This is a genomic window from Pseudomonas sp. CHM02 (genome assembly GCF_000612585.1).
In the GTDB taxonomy this organism is placed as follows: Bacteria; Pseudomonadota; Gammaproteobacteria; order Pseudomonadales; family Pseudomonadaceae; genus Aquipseudomonas.
In genome coordinates, this window is the sequence record NZ_JFCA01000059.1 from 1 (window position 1) to 17,914 (window position 17,914).

A 17,914-nucleotide genomic window follows, 5' to 3' on the forward strand; every position below is an offset into this window, starting at 1 on the left:
AAAACAAGGGCTTGCAGCGATGCAGGCCCTTTGTTTGTCTGCCAAACGTACAAATAGACGTACATTGTTTTCTGAGGCTCCCGAGTTATCCACAGAGCCGTTCATCTGAAAGCGATCTTTTATTGCGTCACCAATTCGCCCATGACTCCTCCCAATTCGGCAGATCGACCGTCTGACCAGCTAAAGCGTGAGTGCAGTCGCCTAGGAACTGGATTCGCCCATCGGTGATGAATGAGTGGCAGACAACATCCTTCCCATGCATCCCATAGCGCGACAGCACAGAAGGCGTGAACGTTGGCGCCTCGGGGTTACCGTTGTAGTCCCAACGTGGGCCAGGGCCGGCTCCAACATTCAGGCTATGCGGAAGGTCGCAGCCATTGCAGAAAAACCACAGCGACCCGTCTGCCGCCTGGCCCAGGACGCGGGAGATCGTTTTTATTTCGCTCATGCCAGCACCTTTTTTGCTCGCTCCCACAATTGCAGCCGATCTTCCAGGCCGTTCAGTTCACCGTTAATGCGGCGGGTGATCTTCGGGAAATCACCCTGATCCGCCAATGTGTTCAGGCCTTTCGTAGACCAGAACCAGGCCGCCGACATCGCTGCGTGCTGGGGCAGTTCAAGCAACTCCGGCTTGTCGATCAGGTCCAATCCCAGCGCTTCCCCGCACGCCGCATAGTTCGCGCGCCCGGTGATCTGGATCAGCCCGCGGCCGCGATACTTGGAGCCGTCGCCCTTGACGGTGTTTCCCAGATCGGCGCGACCCTCATAGCCGGCCTGTTGCGCGGTCGGGCCCCAGATCTCGCGAACCCAACGCAACTGGCCGGACTCATGCCCAACCTGGGCGATGAAGGCAGCGGCACGGGCTGTGCCAACGATCCCGTAGCGGTTCATGGCGGTATTCAGTGCAGGAACAAAAACGCCGGCTTGGCGGCCGGCGTTCGGGAGAATCTGCAGCAACTGCTGCTGGGTGATCGGCATGCTTTTCTCCAGGCAAAAAAATACCCGCTCTTGGCGGGCTTTTTTAATAGTTAGAACCCTGTTCAACTGCTACACAGAATAGGACTCTCTTTTAGCGGCTCGGTCGTATCCGCGTACGGCTGCCCATTTCTGTATCTTTCTTCGGCAAGGCTCCTCAACGAGGTGATGCCCCAGCGCAGATAGCAAAATAAGAAGAACAAAGGCAAAAATACACAAAACCCAATTTATGCTGAATATAGAGGACATTGCAATCAGATCTGCGTGAAACTTGATCATAAGCAGCAGCACTAGAGCCTGAAAGGAGTAGAAACAATAACTTATCTTTCCTAGCCATACAAAAACATTGCATGACAACAACTTATAAATACGACCATCAGACTGACATAGAGCCATTATTAATCCAACTACAACTGGCATAACCATCCAATTATACCCAATGTATTGGACACCTGGAGCTCGCCGCTTAATCAAAAATACAAAGACTATCAGAATGACGACAACTGCTAAATTTGGGCGCGAGAATCTAAAACCTCTCTGAATGGCCAAAAATCCGCAAACCCCCAGAAGAAACTCGGAAACCCTAAATGCGGGCAGCGCGTAGAAAAACGCGAACGGCAGGTCTGGCCATATCCTCCCTAGTTGTCCAGGGATCACTGACCAGGCATACAAAAGTACCGCTAGCGATGCTATGCGACCGTTTGAAAGCTTAGTCATCCAGGGAGCTGCAAATGGGAGAATTGCGTAGCAAAACACTTCCACAGAAATAGACCAGCTTCCGCCGTTATTCCAAAAGCCAAAATAGCTAGGGACCCATGCTTGCATAACGAATATATTCGTCACAACGAGGGCGGCGGTATCCCAAATCGTAAATATCTGTCCTCGCCACATCCAAGGAATAGTGCTCAGCGCAGCAACAACATATATAGGATATATCCTTGCAAGCCGTTTTAAAAAATATCCTTTTTTGTCTTCGTATCGGCCAGAGTATTGGTACGCAAGAAGAAAGCCAGATAGCACAAAAAAAACAGACATCCCCACTGCGCCCTGTTCGATAACTTTTTTAACAACTCCACCTGGCGCAAATGGCCAATTGATCTGCATATGAAAAAGAAAAACATACAGAGCCGCAATAAACCTCAGTCCGGTTAGCGGCAGTATTTCATTTTTTGTAGACAAGCCCGGCACCCCTGAGCGCAAATTCCCCTTGTCCGTGTATCATACTGGATACACGGACAGTCAGCCACGTAAACCCATGATGCGAGCATGCGACCGAGCCAAATTGAGAACGGACTTGCGTACATTCTTACAGCAATACACATAAAGCGAGATCAAGCGGGCTGGGGTGGCCACTCGATTATCTCAGGGTATCCAGGCTGCTGACCTACGCGATTTACAGCAATGCGGTATTGCTTCCAAAGCTTCAGATTTTCAGCATCCGATACGGTTGCGACGTCAAGATCAGCAGCATCCTGCAAAGGCGCAATACGTATGGCCGCAAGCATTAACAGCTGATCACGCTCAGCATTCACCAGACGCAACAGCTCTTCCTGAGTTAGCGGACGTGGAACTATCTCAATTGGGAGATCACTCCAATACTCATCCGGCCCAACCTCAACTGCATCAACTACCAAGCGCCAGCCTTGTTTGTCGTTTCTGATTGCATAACCCATTAGAAATTATCCTCCCACCCTACTGCTGAAAGATTAGATACTGTTGCGTTTGAGGCGTAATAAACCGAATTGCTTTCAGGCACTATTCTAGCCAGGAAATTGTTCTGGTTAGAGTTTGATGAGCTATTACTAATATTGACCAATGGCATGTTAGTCGATGCGTTGGCTGCGCCATAATTATTGCTGGGAGCTAGAACTGTTTGTGTTAACGCCCCTTGACTATAAAGGCTTAAATATATGGCTGCGACATTTGGCGCAAAATATGGCGAGATTGCTACAGCCACCCATGATGGAGTATTCGGATTCCCTTGGATTCCGGAGACCATCCTCGGCAGCTGCGTGACGTTCCCTCCAACTTTGAACTGGCCAATTCTCCCATTCTTTATAAAACTTAGTGGAAACTTATTGGTGGTACTATCTGTGATAGTCCAAGCAACTAAAGTCCTGTGGGTAAACGCGCCAGGGAGTGGCGTGGCCGGGTTTACGTCCGGTGCTAGCCATCCCTTGGCTGTGGTGCCGTCCCAGATCACATGAGCGTAATACAGAGTTGATGCCAGCTGACTATTGGCAGCGCCAGATGCCAAGCCGCCTGCTCCAGCCACTGCGAACGACGCGGTACATGACACGTTACGCAGCGTGATGAACTGGCCCGCTGCGTTCTCGACCTGCAACTCATCAGCAGTGATAGCAATAACCGAGTCGGTTCCTGTGGCAGATACCCGGAGATTAAGCGCGGCCCCTCGAATACCAACCAGATTTGCAGTCGTCGTTGGCAGTTGGTCCACCAGCACCCAGTCAACACCATCGTAAACGACGTCACCAATTTGGTCGGCGAAGAAAACTGCAGCAACCTTCGCGCCTGTTGCGCTGTATTGCTTGAGCGACTTCGCCCCTTTTGCCGAGGCGTTCAGCGTTGGGTTTGCGCCGCTGTCCACATGAAACTTGACGCTGAAACGCAGTGGCGCCGCGTATGCAGAGATTGCAGGCGACGGCGTGAGGGTGAGCGCCGCTCCAGTCCCCCCCGTGGTAAAAGCCTGGGCAGTCTGATTCTGGGCCAACTTAGAGACAGCCTGAAGAACTTGGTTCTGGGTGCCTTTTACGGGCGTTACGCCGGCGGCAGTTAAGACGCTCATCAGTTCTTCCTGAACATCATTCAGGAAATCATCAGTGACCACTGTTGCCTGGATGCCGCCTACCGGGTCGCCTTCCGTGAAACGGTTGTCGACCGTGGCGCCCGGGCCGTCAATTCTATGCATGCGTCAATCTCCGTAGGCGAAGAGCGCGATCGTGTGCGCTGGCTTCAATTGATTTATTTTGCATTCGAGGGTGTCGTTGCCCCATGTGCGCAGCCGTTCGCCGACCGCAGACACGCCAGCCCTGAAGGAAATAACTGATGTCTCTGGAGCGCGAATCAGCCAGGTGAAGACCCAGTCGCCGTTGGTGAGCGCGTCCCCGGCGCGAGAAAGCCCCGCGCGGAACGGTCGGTACTCTTGGATCGTGACGGTGTAACCCAGCACCCCGGCCAACTCGATGAAGTAGGCGGCGGACTGCCCGCCAGTGCTGGATAGTTTCGCCAGCAGAGCGTTCTTCCGGCCTTGCAGCGTTTCTTCGAGAACACCGGAGCATTTATCGGGGAGGCCTGCGACCCTCTCCCAGTCGCTCAGCATCTCGCTGGTGCTGGATGGGTTGGCCTCCATAGGAAGCGCTTCGCCTCGACCATCTACCCGAGCCAGTTCAATCGACATGCCATCAAGCAGGCTGTGAAGCGTGGTTCCAGATTCCCGGGGGAATGCTTGTCCAGGAGGCAGCAGCGTTTTCAGCTGCTCCAGGTAGTCGGCAGCTGTCGGCATTACGCCTCCTTAAAAGCTGGAGAAGGTTATGGTGCCTGGCACCGCCATGTGACCGGTGGCGTGGGTGACATCTGCGGTCGGCGCCGTTATCTGGTTGTCCGCTTCGCCTGCCGCGATAGAGACAGCTTCGCGCAGGCGGCTGATCAATATCGGGCTTCCCGGTTTCGAGTCGCGGACAATCAGGTCGGCGACTTCTGCCCGCACCGCGGACTGGACAGCCGCGGTGTTCGGCGAAAGCTTCACCGCCAGATTGAGCGGATCGGCGATAGGAGCCGCCACAAACACCTCTGCGGTCACCGGGCGACGGGCGTCAATGTAAGCCTGAACCTCTGCGACTTTCGCCACGTCCGGGATGATGTCGGTCTCACCATCACAGACGAACAACACCGTCACAGTCCCGACGCCCATCTGAAGCGGATAGACCCACACACGGGTGACGCCTGGGACCTCAAGAGCCCAGAGCTCGTAATCTGAAGCAGCACCACCATGGGGTGGCTGCCTGATGCGCTTCAGCAGACGGTTAAGCAACTGAGCATCCGTCTCAACATCAAGACCGCCATCAATGTCCGTGGCCGCAGAGCCGGTCGATTGAACACCGGCAACGGGCGACAACAGAAACAGTGGCGTTCCGGCCGGGGCGTCGCCGGCGGCACCAGCCTCTAATGCAACAACAGTAGGCTGGAGCGTGATGTCGGTGAACACCGCATCAGACACGACGCGGTACTGCACACCATCTTGCCGCTGAAGGATCGTCCCGGACGGAAGCGTTGACCCGATTGCACCGGCAAGCAGCGCGGCGCCGGTCGAATAATCAGCGGCCTTGCGAAAGACTTTCCAGATCGCCGCCCACCGCTCGAGGTATTCCTTTTCGGCCGTATCAATAATCGCCTGCTTGGCTGCCCACTCAAGGAAGCCGTACAGCATGTGCACTGCGCCAGCCTCAGACCGGGCGAGGATCCCCAGCAGCGAGCGGCGCAGCACAGCGCTTTGGACGCCGGTCACGCGCCCGCTGATGTCGGTGGTAACCCGGTCAATGAGCTCCGGCAAGGTTGGTCTAGCAAATGGCATCAGGCAGCCCTCTTGCCGGCCTGGGCCGACCATTCATAGTTGTATCGGTAGCGAACGGCCGGGCCGGTCGGGCGATAGATGTCGATAACGAGCAGCATCACGCCACGCGAGTGATATGAAGCGGCGACCTCGATCGTCGTGGCCACCACGTCATCAATCATCCAGGCCAGGGCGTCTCGGCAATATTGCTCGGCGCGGCTCAACGTTTGCGGCAGTTCTTTTTCCCTGGCCAATAGCCAGAGCAGCGAGCCCGTCTGGTCGGTCGCCGAGGCGTTTGTGAGATCTCCCCAGTAGCCGCGCAAATCGTCCTGCTCATATTCGGGCGGGATCTGCTCAGCACTGGCGCGACGATCGGTGAATACGCTGATGATTACGGCAGTTTCAAGGCCGTCATCGCGCTCAAGGTCGAAACCAAACAGCACCAGGTCTCCACCGAACTCGGTCATTACCATTGCGGCATCGGCCATTAAATTGGCGCTCCCGTGTTTGCGGATCCGACCAACACCCCGTCATGTTGGTGGGTGCTGCCGATGTTTTTGCCGTTATTTGTAACGGTGCCAGTGGAATCGATATTCCCCTGGATTTTTACGTTACCGACCATCTCAATCTCTCCGATCATCTTGATGGTCGGGGCCTCCACCTCTGCATGCTGAACAGCCGTGACCTTAACCATGTCGCGCAGCAGCTCAACCTTGTTGCCAAGGTCGTCGTACATCGCGACCTCTCCAGCCTGCAGGACGAGCCGGTAGCGGCGATCATCGACGGCGAGGACTATGCCCTGCTCGCGGTTGCCGCCAATGAAGGCCACCGCCACGTCGCCGCCCTTTGCGTGGCTGGTGAAGCCGTAGTTCTGCATGTGTTCGATATCGTCTCGCAGCTCGTCCTTGAGCAACTCCACCTGCAACTGCTGCCGTCCGTTCGTGTCGGTGACCCTGCGCACAACACCGCGGGCAAACATCATCATCACGCGGTTGCTGAGATCGCGAATTGGGTTACCCATCTTTTTTATCCTCTTCCCCGATGGCTTCCGCCCAAATATTCCGACCGCCCTTTTTCCCTGCCTTGCCTTTCTTCGAATCGGGAGGCTCTGGCGAAAAGGCTTGGGGGCTGACGATGTCGAGCTTGGTCGTGGTACCGCCCTCCCCCCGCTCATAGGTGGCCTGCCGAATAATCATCTGCCCGTCCATCCGCAACCACGGCGACTTGACCTGCACCAGCATTCCTGGCTCCCAGATTGGCCCACCCGGGCTTTGCCGCCAGCCTTGGACGGTTATGGAAGCGGAAGCTGATTTTCCCAGCCGGCTGTTGGCCTCCCAGGTAGCTCGCTCCTGGGCGCTTCCGTTCGATCCACCGGACTCAGCGACGATCAGCATCGGTCGATAACGCCTGATTCCGCTGTCGCTTGCCCCGCCCTCGACGTGCGCCTCAGTGCCTCCATCACTGTTTGGGTTGTATCCAGCCTGCCCTTTAACCAGGTAATTGCGGAAACGCTGGCTGTGATCGATGCTGCCGGTGGCACTGAGGATGTTTTCACCCTGAACCAAGCCGACCGACGCACGCTTGTTACCCGCACGGGTGATTAATAGGCCGCCGGCACCATCCGTCGTCAGCAATAGGCGTCTTTGCTTGGCGTAACGCTCAATTGCTTCGAACGCTGTTTCGCCCTGCTGCAGTTTGCATATCGTGAATGGAGTGCCCACTGGGACATCCGCCGAAACGCCGACGCCGAATGGCTGAGCCAGGACCTGAGCGAAGCGCAATAGATCGATGTTCTTCCACTCGTCCGGCGTGTGCACGGCACTACAGTCGATCAGGTCCGATGTCCGGTCACGGCCTTGAATATTGATGGTGTGATCATTCGCACTGAACGAAGGCTTGAAGATGTCGACATAGCCGACCACCATCGTTATCCCGCCGAGACGGACCTCACACTTATCGCCAGGGAGAATGGGCCAGGGCTCGACCTGAGCCCCCCTGCCCTCCTGCCCTTCCCAGCGCTCCGTCAGGGTCACAGTGAACGCGCCAGAGGAAGCATCAACAGCGCGCGTTACTCCAGCCTGGGTCCATCCCGCGTAATTCATGCCGTTGACCAACAGCTCAAGGTCATCCATTTGCGAGAACCTCAAGCTGTTGGCCGCCAATCAGAAAGCCTGGGCGACGGGGGTCATTGCGCAACACGATGTCTTCAGCTCTGCCGGCATCGCCATAGAGCTGGTATGCAACAACTAGAGATGGCAGCGTCTGTCTCGGTGAGAACTTCGAGAGCCTGGGCAAGTCCTGCTCGGGATCCGGAACGGCCTGAACCACGGCCGTCCTTAAATCGGTAACCGCGACATACACCAGGTCGTTACTGGTCGATTCGCTCTCCTCGTCGAGCCTGTCGGAAAGCTCAGTGCGCACCGCAATGGCCGCCTCGTAGCTATCGTATTTAGTCGGCTCAGAGGTGGTTTTTGTGCCGCCGTTGGAAACATCCTCGGTTGTCTGCGTGACCACTGCGGCGACAGCCGCCTCAGAAATGGCGGCCTGACGAACGAGCGCGGAAACGGCGCTGGTGTTCCTCACGACCTGCTGTCGGCTAGGGGTAGCGGAAGAGGATGAATCGTCGGAGCTTGGGAAATACTGGCTGTAAAGACTCATCAGCATTCCGAACGCGCTGCTTCCGAACGCTGACCGGATGCTGCTGATCGCGTCAACGACCTGGCCGGCGAACTCGAACGGCGCCTGGATCAGATTGAACGCATCAGAGCCGATGCCTTTGACCTTGTCGTAGTAGTCGGATACTGCCTGTATGTCGCTTGAAACGATGAACTCAGGCGAGCTCAAAAAGTCGCTCAACCCTTTAATCTGCGTAGTGGCGGCCTCAGCTACGAACGATGGGTAACCCTTGGTGAGGAAGTCGGCAACGAAGTTTTCCTTGCTGGCCTCGGTGACCTCGCCAGCCTTTGCACTGATCGCATTGACGCTATCGACCTTGGCTGAGGGGTAAGACGCCTCGCCCGCCTCCAGGAACGTCATGGAGAGCGTGCACTTGCCACCCTCTTCTGAGGACTCGCTGACAGTGAGCCCGCGACAGACCACAGTCAGTTCACCTCGGTACGGATGAACCAACACGCCAGGGCCCGCTTGCTCGCAGACTTTGATCAGCTCTTCCCGGGCTACATCGTATTCTTTGCCCAGCAGGTAGCCGGTGATACTGAACTCTCGCGACTTGCGGCCAAGGTCTTCTGTATACGGGACATCGCGCTGCGCCGTCTCGTGAACCGCCTGGCGCCGGCCATGACTGCTGTCTGCTGTAGCCACAAAAAAGCCCACGCCGCGAAAGGTCGCGGCGCGGTAGTTGTCTCGCCAAGCCATAGGGAACTCCGGTTACGGGGCCGTCATCGAGTAACCGATGTCGGTATCGAATGTCGCTCCCTGGCTGCCCTCGGTTTTCACCTTGGACCCTGCTGGGACGTTGTTCAGGTCGACCTGCACCCTTACTGCTTGCTCCGGCTGGGCCAACTGTTGAACAGCATCCCTGCCGATCTGAGCCGCGCGTCGGCCAAGGTCAGTATCGGCACCACCAGTGGCAGCCGACGGCGAACCACCCTCAGCGCCTCCGCTGACCCCGGCACCATCAATGCCAAGCAACTTCTTGGCCCAGTCGGGCAATCCGTTCTTGATGGCGGCAACAGCCTCGGTGATCTTGCTGCCGAGGATTGCGCCCAGATCCCAGCCTGTCAGGTACTTGATCAGTCCATTGAAGCCTTCCATCATCAAAGTGATGGGGTTGTATTCCTTCCAAAGCTTCCAGATACCGTTGATTATTCCGTCACTGAAGGCCGCCTTGACGCCCGCCCATTTCTCTTCGAAGAACCCGACGATGTTGTCCCAGTTCTTGTAGATGACGTAGGCCGCAGCGCCGATGGCCACGATCGCCGCCAGGAACCAGCCGACCGGCGTGAGAGTGATAGCCAACCCGAGTCCCTTCAGGGCCAGCGCCAGGTTCAGCACCGCCATCAGGAAGCCGCCGCCGATGTACAGGCCCAGCGCTGTAAATATCAGGTTGGCCGTGCCGAAGGTGTCGGAAAGTGAGCTGAATATCTCGATCACCGGCTGGACACCGTCGTACAGATCACCAAGAAAGCCGGTGACTCGTTCGATGTTGCCAGGCAGGTTTTCGGCGAAAGCCGTGGCGAATGCTTCAATTTGTGGGCGGTACTTGACGATCGTCTCAATCAACCGCTTGCCCAGCATATTCAACTGCGGTACCAGGGAGCTCCCGATGCTATTGCTGACACCGCCGAGTGCCGCATGGATCGTGTCAAGCGTATCTCCGAAATCCTCGCCTTCACGAACCGCGCTGTCAGAAATGACGACGCCGAGGCGGCGCGCCTCGTCTGACATTTCCTTGAGCCCCGCACTACCCCCGCGGATCAGCGGGAGTAGCTCGGTGGCACTCTTTCCGAATATCTTCACGGCCGCCTGAGCCTGAAGGGACGGGTCTTTGATCTTCGAGATTCGATCAACGAAAGTGTCGAACAAAGCATCGGAGCTTTTCAGCTTTCCGGACGAGTCCTTGATGTTTATGCCCAGGCCTATGAACATTTGCGAAAGCTCTTTCGAGCCCGCCGTCGCAGCGCCGATGTTGATCTGCATCTTCTGCAGGGCGCCGCCCAGGGTCTCGGCGGAAGACCCGCTGAGCTTCGCGGCAAAGCTGAGTTCCTGAAATCGCTCGCGGCTAATGCCAGTGCGCTCGGCAGTGTCACCAATTGCACCGGTCGCATCAGCGAAGCCCTGGAAAAACATGTTCAACGCAGCGCCTGTGATGCCAAGCGTGGCCCCCAGCCCAAGCAGCTTGCGGGTGCTCGAGGCAACCGCGCTACCCACGCCCCCAATCGCACCGCCAACGTTCTTCAGGCTGTTCGCAAAAATCGGCAGACCTGTACGATCAAGCGCACCGGCAATGCCGGCACTCGCGGCTTTGACCCTGCCGAAAATCCCACGCAGCGGCGCCGTAATCTTGTCCACGGCCGCGATGATGACGTTTAGGGAGTATCCTTTGTCTGCCATCCAACCCACTCCTCGGTGCGCTCAAGCCACCAGTTCAGCTCGTCGAAATCCATTTCCATGACTTCCGACGGCTGAACGCTCATAACTTTGACGACGACGGTTACGCCTCCTTCCCACCCCCGAGGTGCTTCAGCAAAAAATCCCGGGCCTCGCCGATGACGGCGGCTTGATCGTCCTCGCTCAGCTCGTCGAGCAATGCAGGAGGATGTCCAACCATCTTGGCGCCGAGGTCAATCAGCGTGGCGAAGTCCATGTCCGCGCCGCCGTTGCCCTTGCCATCCGAGGTGATACGCAACGCATGGCCGCGCAGGTATTTCAGCTTGCGGGTCACGGTCAGCTCAGTGAACGTGTCCTTGCCGAACGTGATTTGCTCGGCGAGTTGAATCGTTTTTTCCTTTGCCATTACGAGATTTCCTCGGCAGAGATGCCTTCGAAGCGGCAAGCAATATTGCCTTCTTCTGTGTTGCCGGTGCCCTCGCCTGCGTACCAAGCCTCACTCAGGGTGATGACCTTGCCGTTTGCGAGTTCCAGCGTGATGGTTGCGTCATCGAGCGTGACCAGTTCTTCAAGACTCAGCTCGTTGCGATCGGTGATCTCACCCTCAATAAATGGAATCTGAGGGGTTTCTTTGTAGCCGTGGACAACATCGGAGCCCACCACGCCTTCGCGTTTGGGCTTGCCGAGGTTGTAAGTGAAAGCGCCCTTGGCGAAGTAAATGTCGCCGTTGACCTTCAAGGCGATGAGTCCGCCAATACGGTTTTTTGCTGCCATGTTCTTTCTCCTGGCAATCGCCGTTACAGGCGGAACTGAATTTTGTTGGCGACGATTCGCAGCTGGTTGACCAGGTCAGGCGGGATCAGCATATCCAGGCGATTTGGGTCGCTCTCGTTACGCTCGCCGATCAGGTTGGCCTTGAAGTCTTCCATGTTCTCCACCAGCCCCAGACGCTCCCACTCACGGAACTTCGAGACCGCCTCGGCCTTCATCACCACCGGTGTTACCACTGGCTGCCCGACGCCGTAGCGCGTGCCATCGTTGGCAAGTTTGTGCCGCGGGTACTTGCGCAGGATGTAGTCGCGCCAGTCGTGGCGAATGAACATCAGGGTGAACAGCGTCTCGCTGTCCAGGTAGCTGATGTCGTTACCGCCGGCGGTGTTGGTCTTGTACGTCGTGATCAGGCGCTCTACGACCATGGTGCCGTCGTTGTTGACCTTGCTGGTGGCGATACCGTCGAACAACAACAGGTTCCGTTCCTGGTTAGTGAACTTGTCCGCGGTGGCGGGCGCCAGGCACCAGGCGTACTGAAGATTTTGGATTGGCCGGGCCGGGTCGATGGCGGCGTACAGGGCCGCAATCGCCATGGTCTCCGCGGCCTTCTCGTACGTCGGCATCGGTTCGTCGTTGGCCATCATGATGACCAGGTGCTGACTGTTGTGGCTGTCGCCAAGGGTTCCAAGGGAGCCTTGAGTGCCGCGCGCCGCTGTGAAGGCGTGGGCCTCGATTTCACGATCCCACGCAAAGCGGCTGTTCAGTTCAGTCTTCACCGTCGCCAGGGTGGCTGCGTCGGTATATGCCAGACCCCATACCTGGAACCACTCATCACCCAGAGCCGCCAGCGCAGAACCCAGTTCTGGGTTCCCAGAGCCACCGGTGAAAGCGCTGATAGTGACCGCCACACCGGACGGCAGCACCTGGCCGGTGTAGTAGCTCACACGGGCGTTCAAGCTGTTGCCGGCCTCGCCTTTGTGGCGGCTGGTCAGCGTAACGGTACCTGTCGCGGCGGTGGCCGTTACTGGCATGTCATCCGCGGCCGTGATTGCTGCGACCACGGAGGCCGCGATGACGGTTGCGGTGTCGGCACTGATCACGCCGACAGAAACACGGCGCCCGGCGATCATCAGCTCGATGGTGCCGGATGCAGTGGCAGGGCCAGTGAACGCCAGCGTGGCGGCTGCTGCTACACCTGCTGGATTATCAACCACCGGCATCACTTGTAGCTCGGTGTAGGTGTCGATCGCCATCGCCGCGCGAACCATACCAGCCAGCATCGAGCCCTTCCCGAACTGAACGTCTGCCTGAGCCGGGCTGGTGATGCGGATCAGGGTGTTGGCAGCGGCAACGCCGGCGGCCAGCTTCTGACCAATCAGAAGGCGACGGTAGCTGACCGGCTGAGGGCCGCGCACCGCCTTGCTGTTGTCGATCTCGCTGTAAACACCAGGCTTGCGAAGCGCGCCGGCACCAGGAATCGTATCCATTCCGATGGTCATTGTTTTTCACCCTTGGTTTCGGCCGGTACTACAGCCTCTTTGATGACGACGTCACCGGCCTTTTCCTTGCGGATCCAGTAACTGTTGAGTTCAACAGGCAAGCCTTCTGGCTTGATCTGCTCATAGGTGTCGGGGTGACGCACCAGGCGGCCCTCGGCCGGTTTCACGAGCACGCGCGTGGTCATGGATTCAGGTCCTCGATGATGGTTTTTGCGCGATCAGCCGGATTCGGCTGCGCGTTACCCAGGCTGTATTCGGTCTTAACCGACTTCAGGTCTGGCAGGCTTTGGTTGAACAGGTCGTCAGGGTGACGATCAAAATATTCAGCGTCGAAGATGAGGCGGCACGCGCCCGTCAAGTTCTCCGACTGGTCAAGCAGAACCATGCGCGAGCGCACGTACTGCAGGTCATTCACCGTATCGCCGAGCGTGTCGTCCATAAGCAGGAGGCGCTCTACCTGGCGGGCCAGCGTATCGAGCGTGTCGTCCAGCGCCACGTTTCCTTCGGCGTGAATTTCCACCACCAGCTCTACCCTGCGCCTGTACTCCCTGGGGGCCTGGTTAAAGATCTCTGCCGATTCATCCATCGTGTAAACGATGATCGCCGGCAGCTCGCTTTGCCATCCGTTGGAAATGAGCGGAGCCACGCGGCTTGCATAGACGCTGCCCCCCGCATTTGTGGCACCCAGCAGCACCGCAACGGCCTGCTTGCGGATCAGTTCTCGTGGGTGAGCCATATTCAAACCTTGCGAAGGAACAAAGTTACGCCCGCCACTCCGTCGGCTTGCACGTCGTGGATTTTGTACAAAGAGCCACGCGCCTGGACGCGATCCCGGTTCGTAGGCTCGTTCGGCAAGTCAATCACCCGAACCCCGAGGGTGGGGTTGTTAGAAGACACCGGCGCGCCAGTCTCTGGATCGACGGTAACGTGAGCGCTGTCGAACACCGCTTGCGCCAGCGGCACACCAGGCGCAACACCATCGGTAAGCCAGAACACAGCGCCCAACGGATCAAGCGCTGCTGTCGGCTCACTGAAGGTGCGGATCGAAACGCCGAGCATGCGCTGGGCCATGGAGGCCCAGCCCATTTACGCCACCGCCGCCGGCGCAGATACGCCGTTCAGGCGGCAAACGCCGGTGGCTGACGGGTTAGCAGCAACCTCAGTTGCCATGCCCACCAACACCAGCCCGGTGGCCGAAACGTTAGTCAGGGCGCGGCTGGTGGTGTTCATGTAGATCGGGTCACCGATTGCCCATGCCTGGCCGCTGATTTTGTTGAGGCCGAACACGCCGTCGAGCTTGAGCACCACCGGGGCAGCAGCTGCTTCGGTAGTAGCAGCCACGCCGACAATCGAACCGACTTTGTAGAGCTCGCCCGAAACAGTGCCGCCGGCTGGTGCTGGAACAGTCAGGCAGTCGCCGTGCTGGATGAAAGTCTTCATGCAAGGTCCCCTTTAGAGACAAGAACTGAAAAACAAAAAGGGCGCCACACGGCGCCCTTTTGGGTTTGGATCGAACTCCTGGCTTACGCGCCCGGGTTCTTGTATGCGCCGCGGTAGTCGATCCAGCCGGCGCCGAACACCAGGCGGGCTTTGATTTCCATGCCGTCTACTTCGAAGCCCTCGCGGGTTTCGGTGAACACGCCCTGCTCGCCTTCGAGGTAGGCATATTCAAAGGTGTCGATGGAACCTGGCGCAGCGAACAGGTACCACTGATTACCAGTGATGCGGGCGTCGACGATCACAGTCAGCGAGGCGTTGCGCACATCGTTGATGTCAGCGTTCTTCGCCGGCACGTAAACCGAACTGGTGAACTGGAAGGCTTCCAGTTCCTTATCCGGACCAACCACCAGGAACTCCGGCGACAGGTTGAGGAACTCGCCAGCTTTGGATTTCTGCTTGCGCATGGCGGCGCGAGCGGCAGCCAAGGTAGTGGTGTTGATCGCACCGCCACCGCCCGCAACGTTGCCGTGGCCTGCGTCGTAAAACGGTACGCCATCAGCGAAGTTGGGGTTACCCAACAACAGGGCCCAAACCACATTCGACTCAGTCGCGGCCGCCGCATTACCCAGCGCAGCCGGGATGCGGGTGAGCGCGCCAAGGTCATCGTTCACGATGGTTTCCCAGGTGAGTGCGATGATCTTGCCGAACTTGGCGACTTTGATAGGCGCCCCGTCCTCGGACAGCGTGCCGTACTTGTACTCGCCGTGTTCTTTGACGGCTTCCAGTGCGGAGATATCACCCAGAGCTGCGCGGGTTACGGCTCGGAAGTCCGGTACCGTGGTCTGACGGCCCAGCGGGCGCCAGGTTTGAGGGGCATTGGCGTAAGCATCACGCAGGGTGCGGTTCACAGTGCTGCCGAGCAGCAGCGGGAAGTCGCTGGTGCTGTGCATGCCGGCGGCGCGCACTGCCTGGCGATCACAGCCCAATGCTGCGCGGGCCAGTTCCTGCGGCGTCATGCCCCGCGCGTTACCGCCAGCCATCTCGACGAACTCACGAGCCATGTCCACCAGGCGCATGCCACGGAACTCGCGGCCCGCGTCTTCCAGCTTGACGGTGGCGTCGCAGCGGTGCAGCAAAGCATTCTGCATGGCAGAGCGCTTGGCGTTCAGGATGGCGACATCCTGTCCACCGTTCACAGTGGTTGGCTGGCTGTTGCGAGTCTGTGGCTGGGTGCTGTTCTGCGTTTCGGCGATCTTGTCGATCAGCGCTGCGCTGGCTTCAGCAACAGAAACGCCGCGGGCAACCAGGTCTTCGACGAAGGGCTCGTCGTTCAGCTTCACCTTCTGCGCCATGCTACGAATAGTCAGGCTGCGTTTACGCTCCGACTCTTCCGCCTGGCGGCGAATGGTTTCCTCGGCTGCGCGTTTCGCTTCTTCCGCCGCGCGCTTCTCTTCTTCGGTCATTGCATCTTCCTCTGGGGTCGTAGGCACGGCGGCCGTTTTTCCGGTTGGCTGATTTGCCTCCCGAACTTCAAAAATTGTGTGGAATCGTTGGCCTTCATACTCGGCCGGGGTTTTGGCGCTGCGCACCTTCGCGCCGTCATCGAAGCCGATCGGGACCAGAGACAGCTCCAATGGCTCCCAATCGACGGCGAGGTAGGTTGGCAGCTTGTCGTCGGCGCTTTCGGTGACTTCGTATCGGTGCACCGCATAGCCGACACTAATGTTGCGAAGGATTCCGTCTTGGACATCCTTGAAAATCTGCTCGACGTCGTCGCGCTTACTGAACCGGACCAACGCCCGACCTTCGTTGCCATCAATCCACGCTTTTTCCACCACGCCAATCACGTCGTCGAGATCGTAGGAGTTGTGTGCGTTGAGGAAAGGCGCGCCGTTATTGAGGCGGTCAAGGCGGACAGCGGTGTCGCTGACCTCAAGCTCTTCCATGTAACTGCCGACGTCCCATGACCAACGACGCCCTTTTGCGCCGGTGGTCCAGGTCAGTTCAACAGTGCGAGAATCCACATCCACCGAGCCTGGCCGCACGGCTGCGCGCAGGCTGAGCATTGGCGTCTCATGCGTTTTGTTGGTCGTCGGCTGTGTCTGAGTTGCCATCGTCGGTCTTCTCTTCGGGTGGTGGCGTCTGACTGGCAGAGCCTGCGGCCGCAACCATTCGCGGATCGCAGTCGAGGATCAGGCCAAGGCTGTCGAGCAATGCGTTGGAATCGGCGATGTCCTGCGCGTGTTGTTTTGGATCGGTCACGCCCAGTTCGCGCAGCGCATCGGGCCAAGTTGTTAGGCCGTTGCGGACGCGATCCTTGACGTTGTCGGTTTCTGCTTTTGGGTCAACCATGTCGCGCCGGGGCGGTACCCACTGCGCCTTAACGTCATCCCGCACACCCCCAGGCAGTAGTACTTGCCCTTCCATGAACCAACGCCACACCGGGTCACAGAGTTGGGGGATGAGCATTCGCCACTGCCAGACATCGATGCGCCTGGCAAAGTGAAGCCAGCCCAGACGACCACTGGAAAAGTTGACGCCCTTGAGATCCGCCGTTAGCAACTCGTATGGGATCCCCAGGCCCACTGCCATGGCGTGCAGTTGCTGCCAGGAGTAGGTGGTGTAGCCGTTGAAGGAAGGTGGCGTGCCGAAGCTGACGCTCTCGCCGAAGCCAAGCTCTTGGATAATCCCGGGCTCAACCCGGTCCAACAGAGGCGGCTTCTTCAGTTGTGGGTTGATGTTGTCGTCCTTGGTGATGAATGCAGCGAAGCAAGAGGCGATTTTCGCCTGCTCCATCACCGCATCTTCCATCTCGTCAAAGCTGCGCATGCGCTGCATGACGGGGGCGAACCAGGTATAGCCCCGCGCCTGTCCCGGCCGTTTCGGCAAAAATATGTGAATCACGTCTTCGGCTGGAACACGCTTCGACTGCGTCGACCCGAATACACGGTTTCCACCCGGGTGCTCGTCAAACAGCCAGTAAGCTACCCGCCGGCCCAACGCATCGAACTCAATGCCCTGGATGATCCGATTTAAGCCGACGATATCGGCTTTGCTCTCGTCGAGAAAATCCGGCTCAAGCAACTGAAGTTGAACCGGCACCGGTAACCCATCGGAACTGAATCGACGGCGCCTGCGCAGCAGGCACTCGCCAGACTCAGCGACGGTTTCCATGATCTTGTGCTGCAGGCCGTAGAAATTCTCCAGGCCGTCTGCATCGCATAGCGTGGTTTCAGCCCACGCCTTCCAGAGAGCAACCAGGGTTTTGTTGTCGCGGTCCTTGCCCATCGGGCGTGGGACGATACCAGCCCCCACCACGTTGTCAGCGATACCCGTTACGGCGCGCTCGGCATATGGGTTGTTTCTGCGCATGTCCCGCGCTCGGTTGCGCAGAACCGCAAGTGCCGGAGCATTCTCTGCGTTGGCATCGGTACCCGAACTTCGCCACCCATCATTCCTGCGGCCGCCTGCTGCACCCTCGAAGCGGCGTTTGATCATGTCCAGCGCCATATCCGTGCGTAGCTTTTTCAACCGTTGCTCAGACCGCTTCGCCGCAAGCCCAGGGAAAAGGCTATCGATCATGCCCATA

21 protein-coding genes are annotated in these 17,914 nt (G+C 58.1%); all 21 read right to left on the reverse strand.

What is annotated here, in order from left to right; all coding sequences use genetic code 11:
• Positions 1-127: 127 nt before the first annotated feature.
• The 21 genes from BM70_RS0126760 to BM70_RS0126860 all read right to left on the reverse strand — a co-directional run bounded on the left by BM70_RS0126760 (position 128) and on the right by BM70_RS0126860 (position 17,913).
• On the reverse strand, positions 128-448 hold the full coding sequence (locus BM70_RS0126760) for a DUF6527 family protein (protein WP_025858871.1): 321 nt from the start codon (positions 446-448) through the stop codon (positions 128-130).
• Complete coding sequence (locus tag BM70_RS0126765; RefSeq protein WP_025858872.1) at positions 445-978, reverse strand: glycoside hydrolase family 19 protein; 534 nt, start codon at positions 976-978, stop codon at positions 445-447. The genes BM70_RS0126760 and BM70_RS0126765 overlap by 4 nt, the downstream gene beginning before the upstream one ends.
• 69 nt (positions 979-1,047) lie before the next feature.
• On the reverse strand, positions 1,048-2,154 hold the full coding sequence (locus BM70_RS32770) for an acyltransferase (protein WP_177326592.1): 1,107 nt from the start codon (positions 2,152-2,154) through the stop codon (positions 1,048-1,050).
• A gap of 152 nt (positions 2,155-2,306) precedes the next feature.
• A complete protein-coding gene (locus tag BM70_RS0126775) occupies positions 2,307-2,648 on the reverse strand; it encodes a tail fiber assembly protein (RefSeq protein WP_025858873.1) in 342 nt (113 codons plus the stop codon).
• A complete protein-coding gene (locus BM70_RS0126780) occupies positions 2,648-3,904 on the reverse strand; it encodes a hypothetical protein (protein WP_025858874.1) in 1,257 nt (418 codons plus the stop codon). Before BM70_RS0126780 ends, BM70_RS0126775 begins: the two co-directional genes overlap by 1 nt.
• A gap of 3 nt (positions 3,905-3,907) precedes the next feature.
• Positions 3,908-4,498 carry a YmfQ family protein gene (locus BM70_RS0126785; protein WP_025858875.1) on the reverse strand — a complete coding sequence of 197 codons (591 nt, stop codon included), beginning with the start codon at positions 4,496-4,498 and terminating at the stop codon, positions 3,908-3,910.
• Between the two features lie 9 nt (positions 4,499-4,507).
• Entirely contained in the window at positions 4,508-5,545 is a 1,038-nt protein-coding gene (locus BM70_RS0126790) for a baseplate J/gp47 family protein (protein WP_218187303.1), read from the reverse strand.
• A gap of 20 nt (positions 5,546-5,565) precedes the next feature.
• Positions 5,566-6,033, reverse strand: a complete 468-nt coding sequence (locus tag BM70_RS0126795; protein ID WP_025858877.1) for a phage GP46 family protein — start codon at positions 6,031-6,033, stop codon at positions 5,566-5,568.
• Positions 6,033-6,566 (reverse strand): phage baseplate assembly protein V, encoded by a 534-nt coding sequence (locus tag BM70_RS31970; RefSeq protein ID WP_025858878.1) that lies wholly within the window; start codon positions 6,564-6,566, stop codon positions 6,033-6,035. Before BM70_RS31970 ends, BM70_RS0126795 begins: the two co-directional genes overlap by 1 nt.
• Positions 6,559-7,677, reverse strand: coding sequence for a phage baseplate assembly protein (locus tag BM70_RS33425; protein ID WP_025858879.1), 1,119 nt, complete (start codon positions 7,675-7,677; stop codon positions 6,559-6,561). Before BM70_RS33425 ends, BM70_RS31970 begins: the two co-directional genes overlap by 8 nt.
• On the reverse strand, positions 7,670-8,920 hold the full coding sequence (locus tag BM70_RS0126810) for a DNA circularization protein (RefSeq protein ID WP_025858880.1): 1,251 nt from the start codon (positions 8,918-8,920) through the stop codon (positions 7,670-7,672). Before BM70_RS0126810 ends, BM70_RS33425 begins: the two co-directional genes overlap by 8 nt.
• 12 nt (positions 8,921-8,932) lie before the next feature.
• Positions 8,933-10,618 carry a phage tail tape measure protein gene (locus BM70_RS0126815; protein WP_025858881.1) on the reverse strand — a complete coding sequence of 562 codons (1,686 nt, stop codon included), beginning with the start codon at positions 10,616-10,618 and terminating at the stop codon, positions 8,933-8,935.
• 100 nt (positions 10,619-10,718) lie between these two features.
• A complete protein-coding gene (locus BM70_RS0126820; protein WP_025858882.1) occupies positions 10,719-11,021 on the reverse strand; it encodes a hypothetical protein in 303 nt (100 codons plus the stop codon).
• Entirely contained in the window at positions 11,021-11,389 is a 369-nt protein-coding gene (locus tag BM70_RS0126825; protein ID WP_025858883.1) for a phage tail tube protein, read from the reverse strand. The genes BM70_RS0126820 and BM70_RS0126825 overlap by 1 nt, the downstream gene beginning before the upstream one ends.
• Positions 11,390-11,412: 23 nt before the next feature.
• On the reverse strand, positions 11,413-12,885 hold the full coding sequence (locus BM70_RS0126830; protein WP_025858884.1) for a phage tail sheath subtilisin-like domain-containing protein: 1,473 nt from the start codon (positions 12,883-12,885) through the stop codon (positions 11,413-11,415).
• Positions 12,882-13,070: a DUF2635 domain-containing protein gene (locus BM70_RS0126835; protein WP_025858885.1), complete on the reverse strand. Its 189-nt coding sequence runs from the start codon at positions 13,068-13,070 to the stop codon at positions 12,882-12,884. The genes BM70_RS0126830 and BM70_RS0126835 overlap by 4 nt, the downstream gene beginning before the upstream one ends.
• Positions 13,067-13,621, reverse strand: coding sequence for a hypothetical protein (locus BM70_RS0126840; RefSeq protein ID WP_025858886.1), 555 nt, complete (start codon positions 13,619-13,621; stop codon positions 13,067-13,069). The genes BM70_RS0126835 and BM70_RS0126840 overlap by 4 nt, the downstream gene beginning before the upstream one ends.
• A gap of 2 nt (positions 13,622-13,623) precedes the next feature.
• Positions 13,624-13,971, reverse strand: a complete 348-nt coding sequence (locus BM70_RS31975) for a hypothetical protein (protein ID WP_025858887.1) — start codon at positions 13,969-13,971, stop codon at positions 13,624-13,626.
• Positions 13,972-14,325 carry a DUF2190 family protein gene (locus tag BM70_RS0126850; RefSeq protein ID WP_025858888.1) on the reverse strand — a complete coding sequence of 118 codons (354 nt, stop codon included), beginning with the start codon at positions 14,323-14,325 and terminating at the stop codon, positions 13,972-13,974.
• Positions 14,326-14,408: 83 nt separating this feature from the next.
• Entirely contained in the window at positions 14,409-16,391 is a 1,983-nt protein-coding gene (locus BM70_RS0126855) for a prohead protease/major capsid protein fusion protein (RefSeq protein WP_025858889.1), read from the reverse strand.
• 7 nt (positions 16,392-16,398) lie between these two features.
• The gene (locus BM70_RS0126860) at positions 16,399-17,913 is read right to left on the reverse strand and encodes a phage portal protein (RefSeq protein WP_025858890.1); all 1,515 of its coding nucleotides are present in this window, start codon (positions 17,911-17,913) and stop codon (positions 16,399-16,401) included.
• Position 17,914 lies beyond the last annotated feature (1 nt).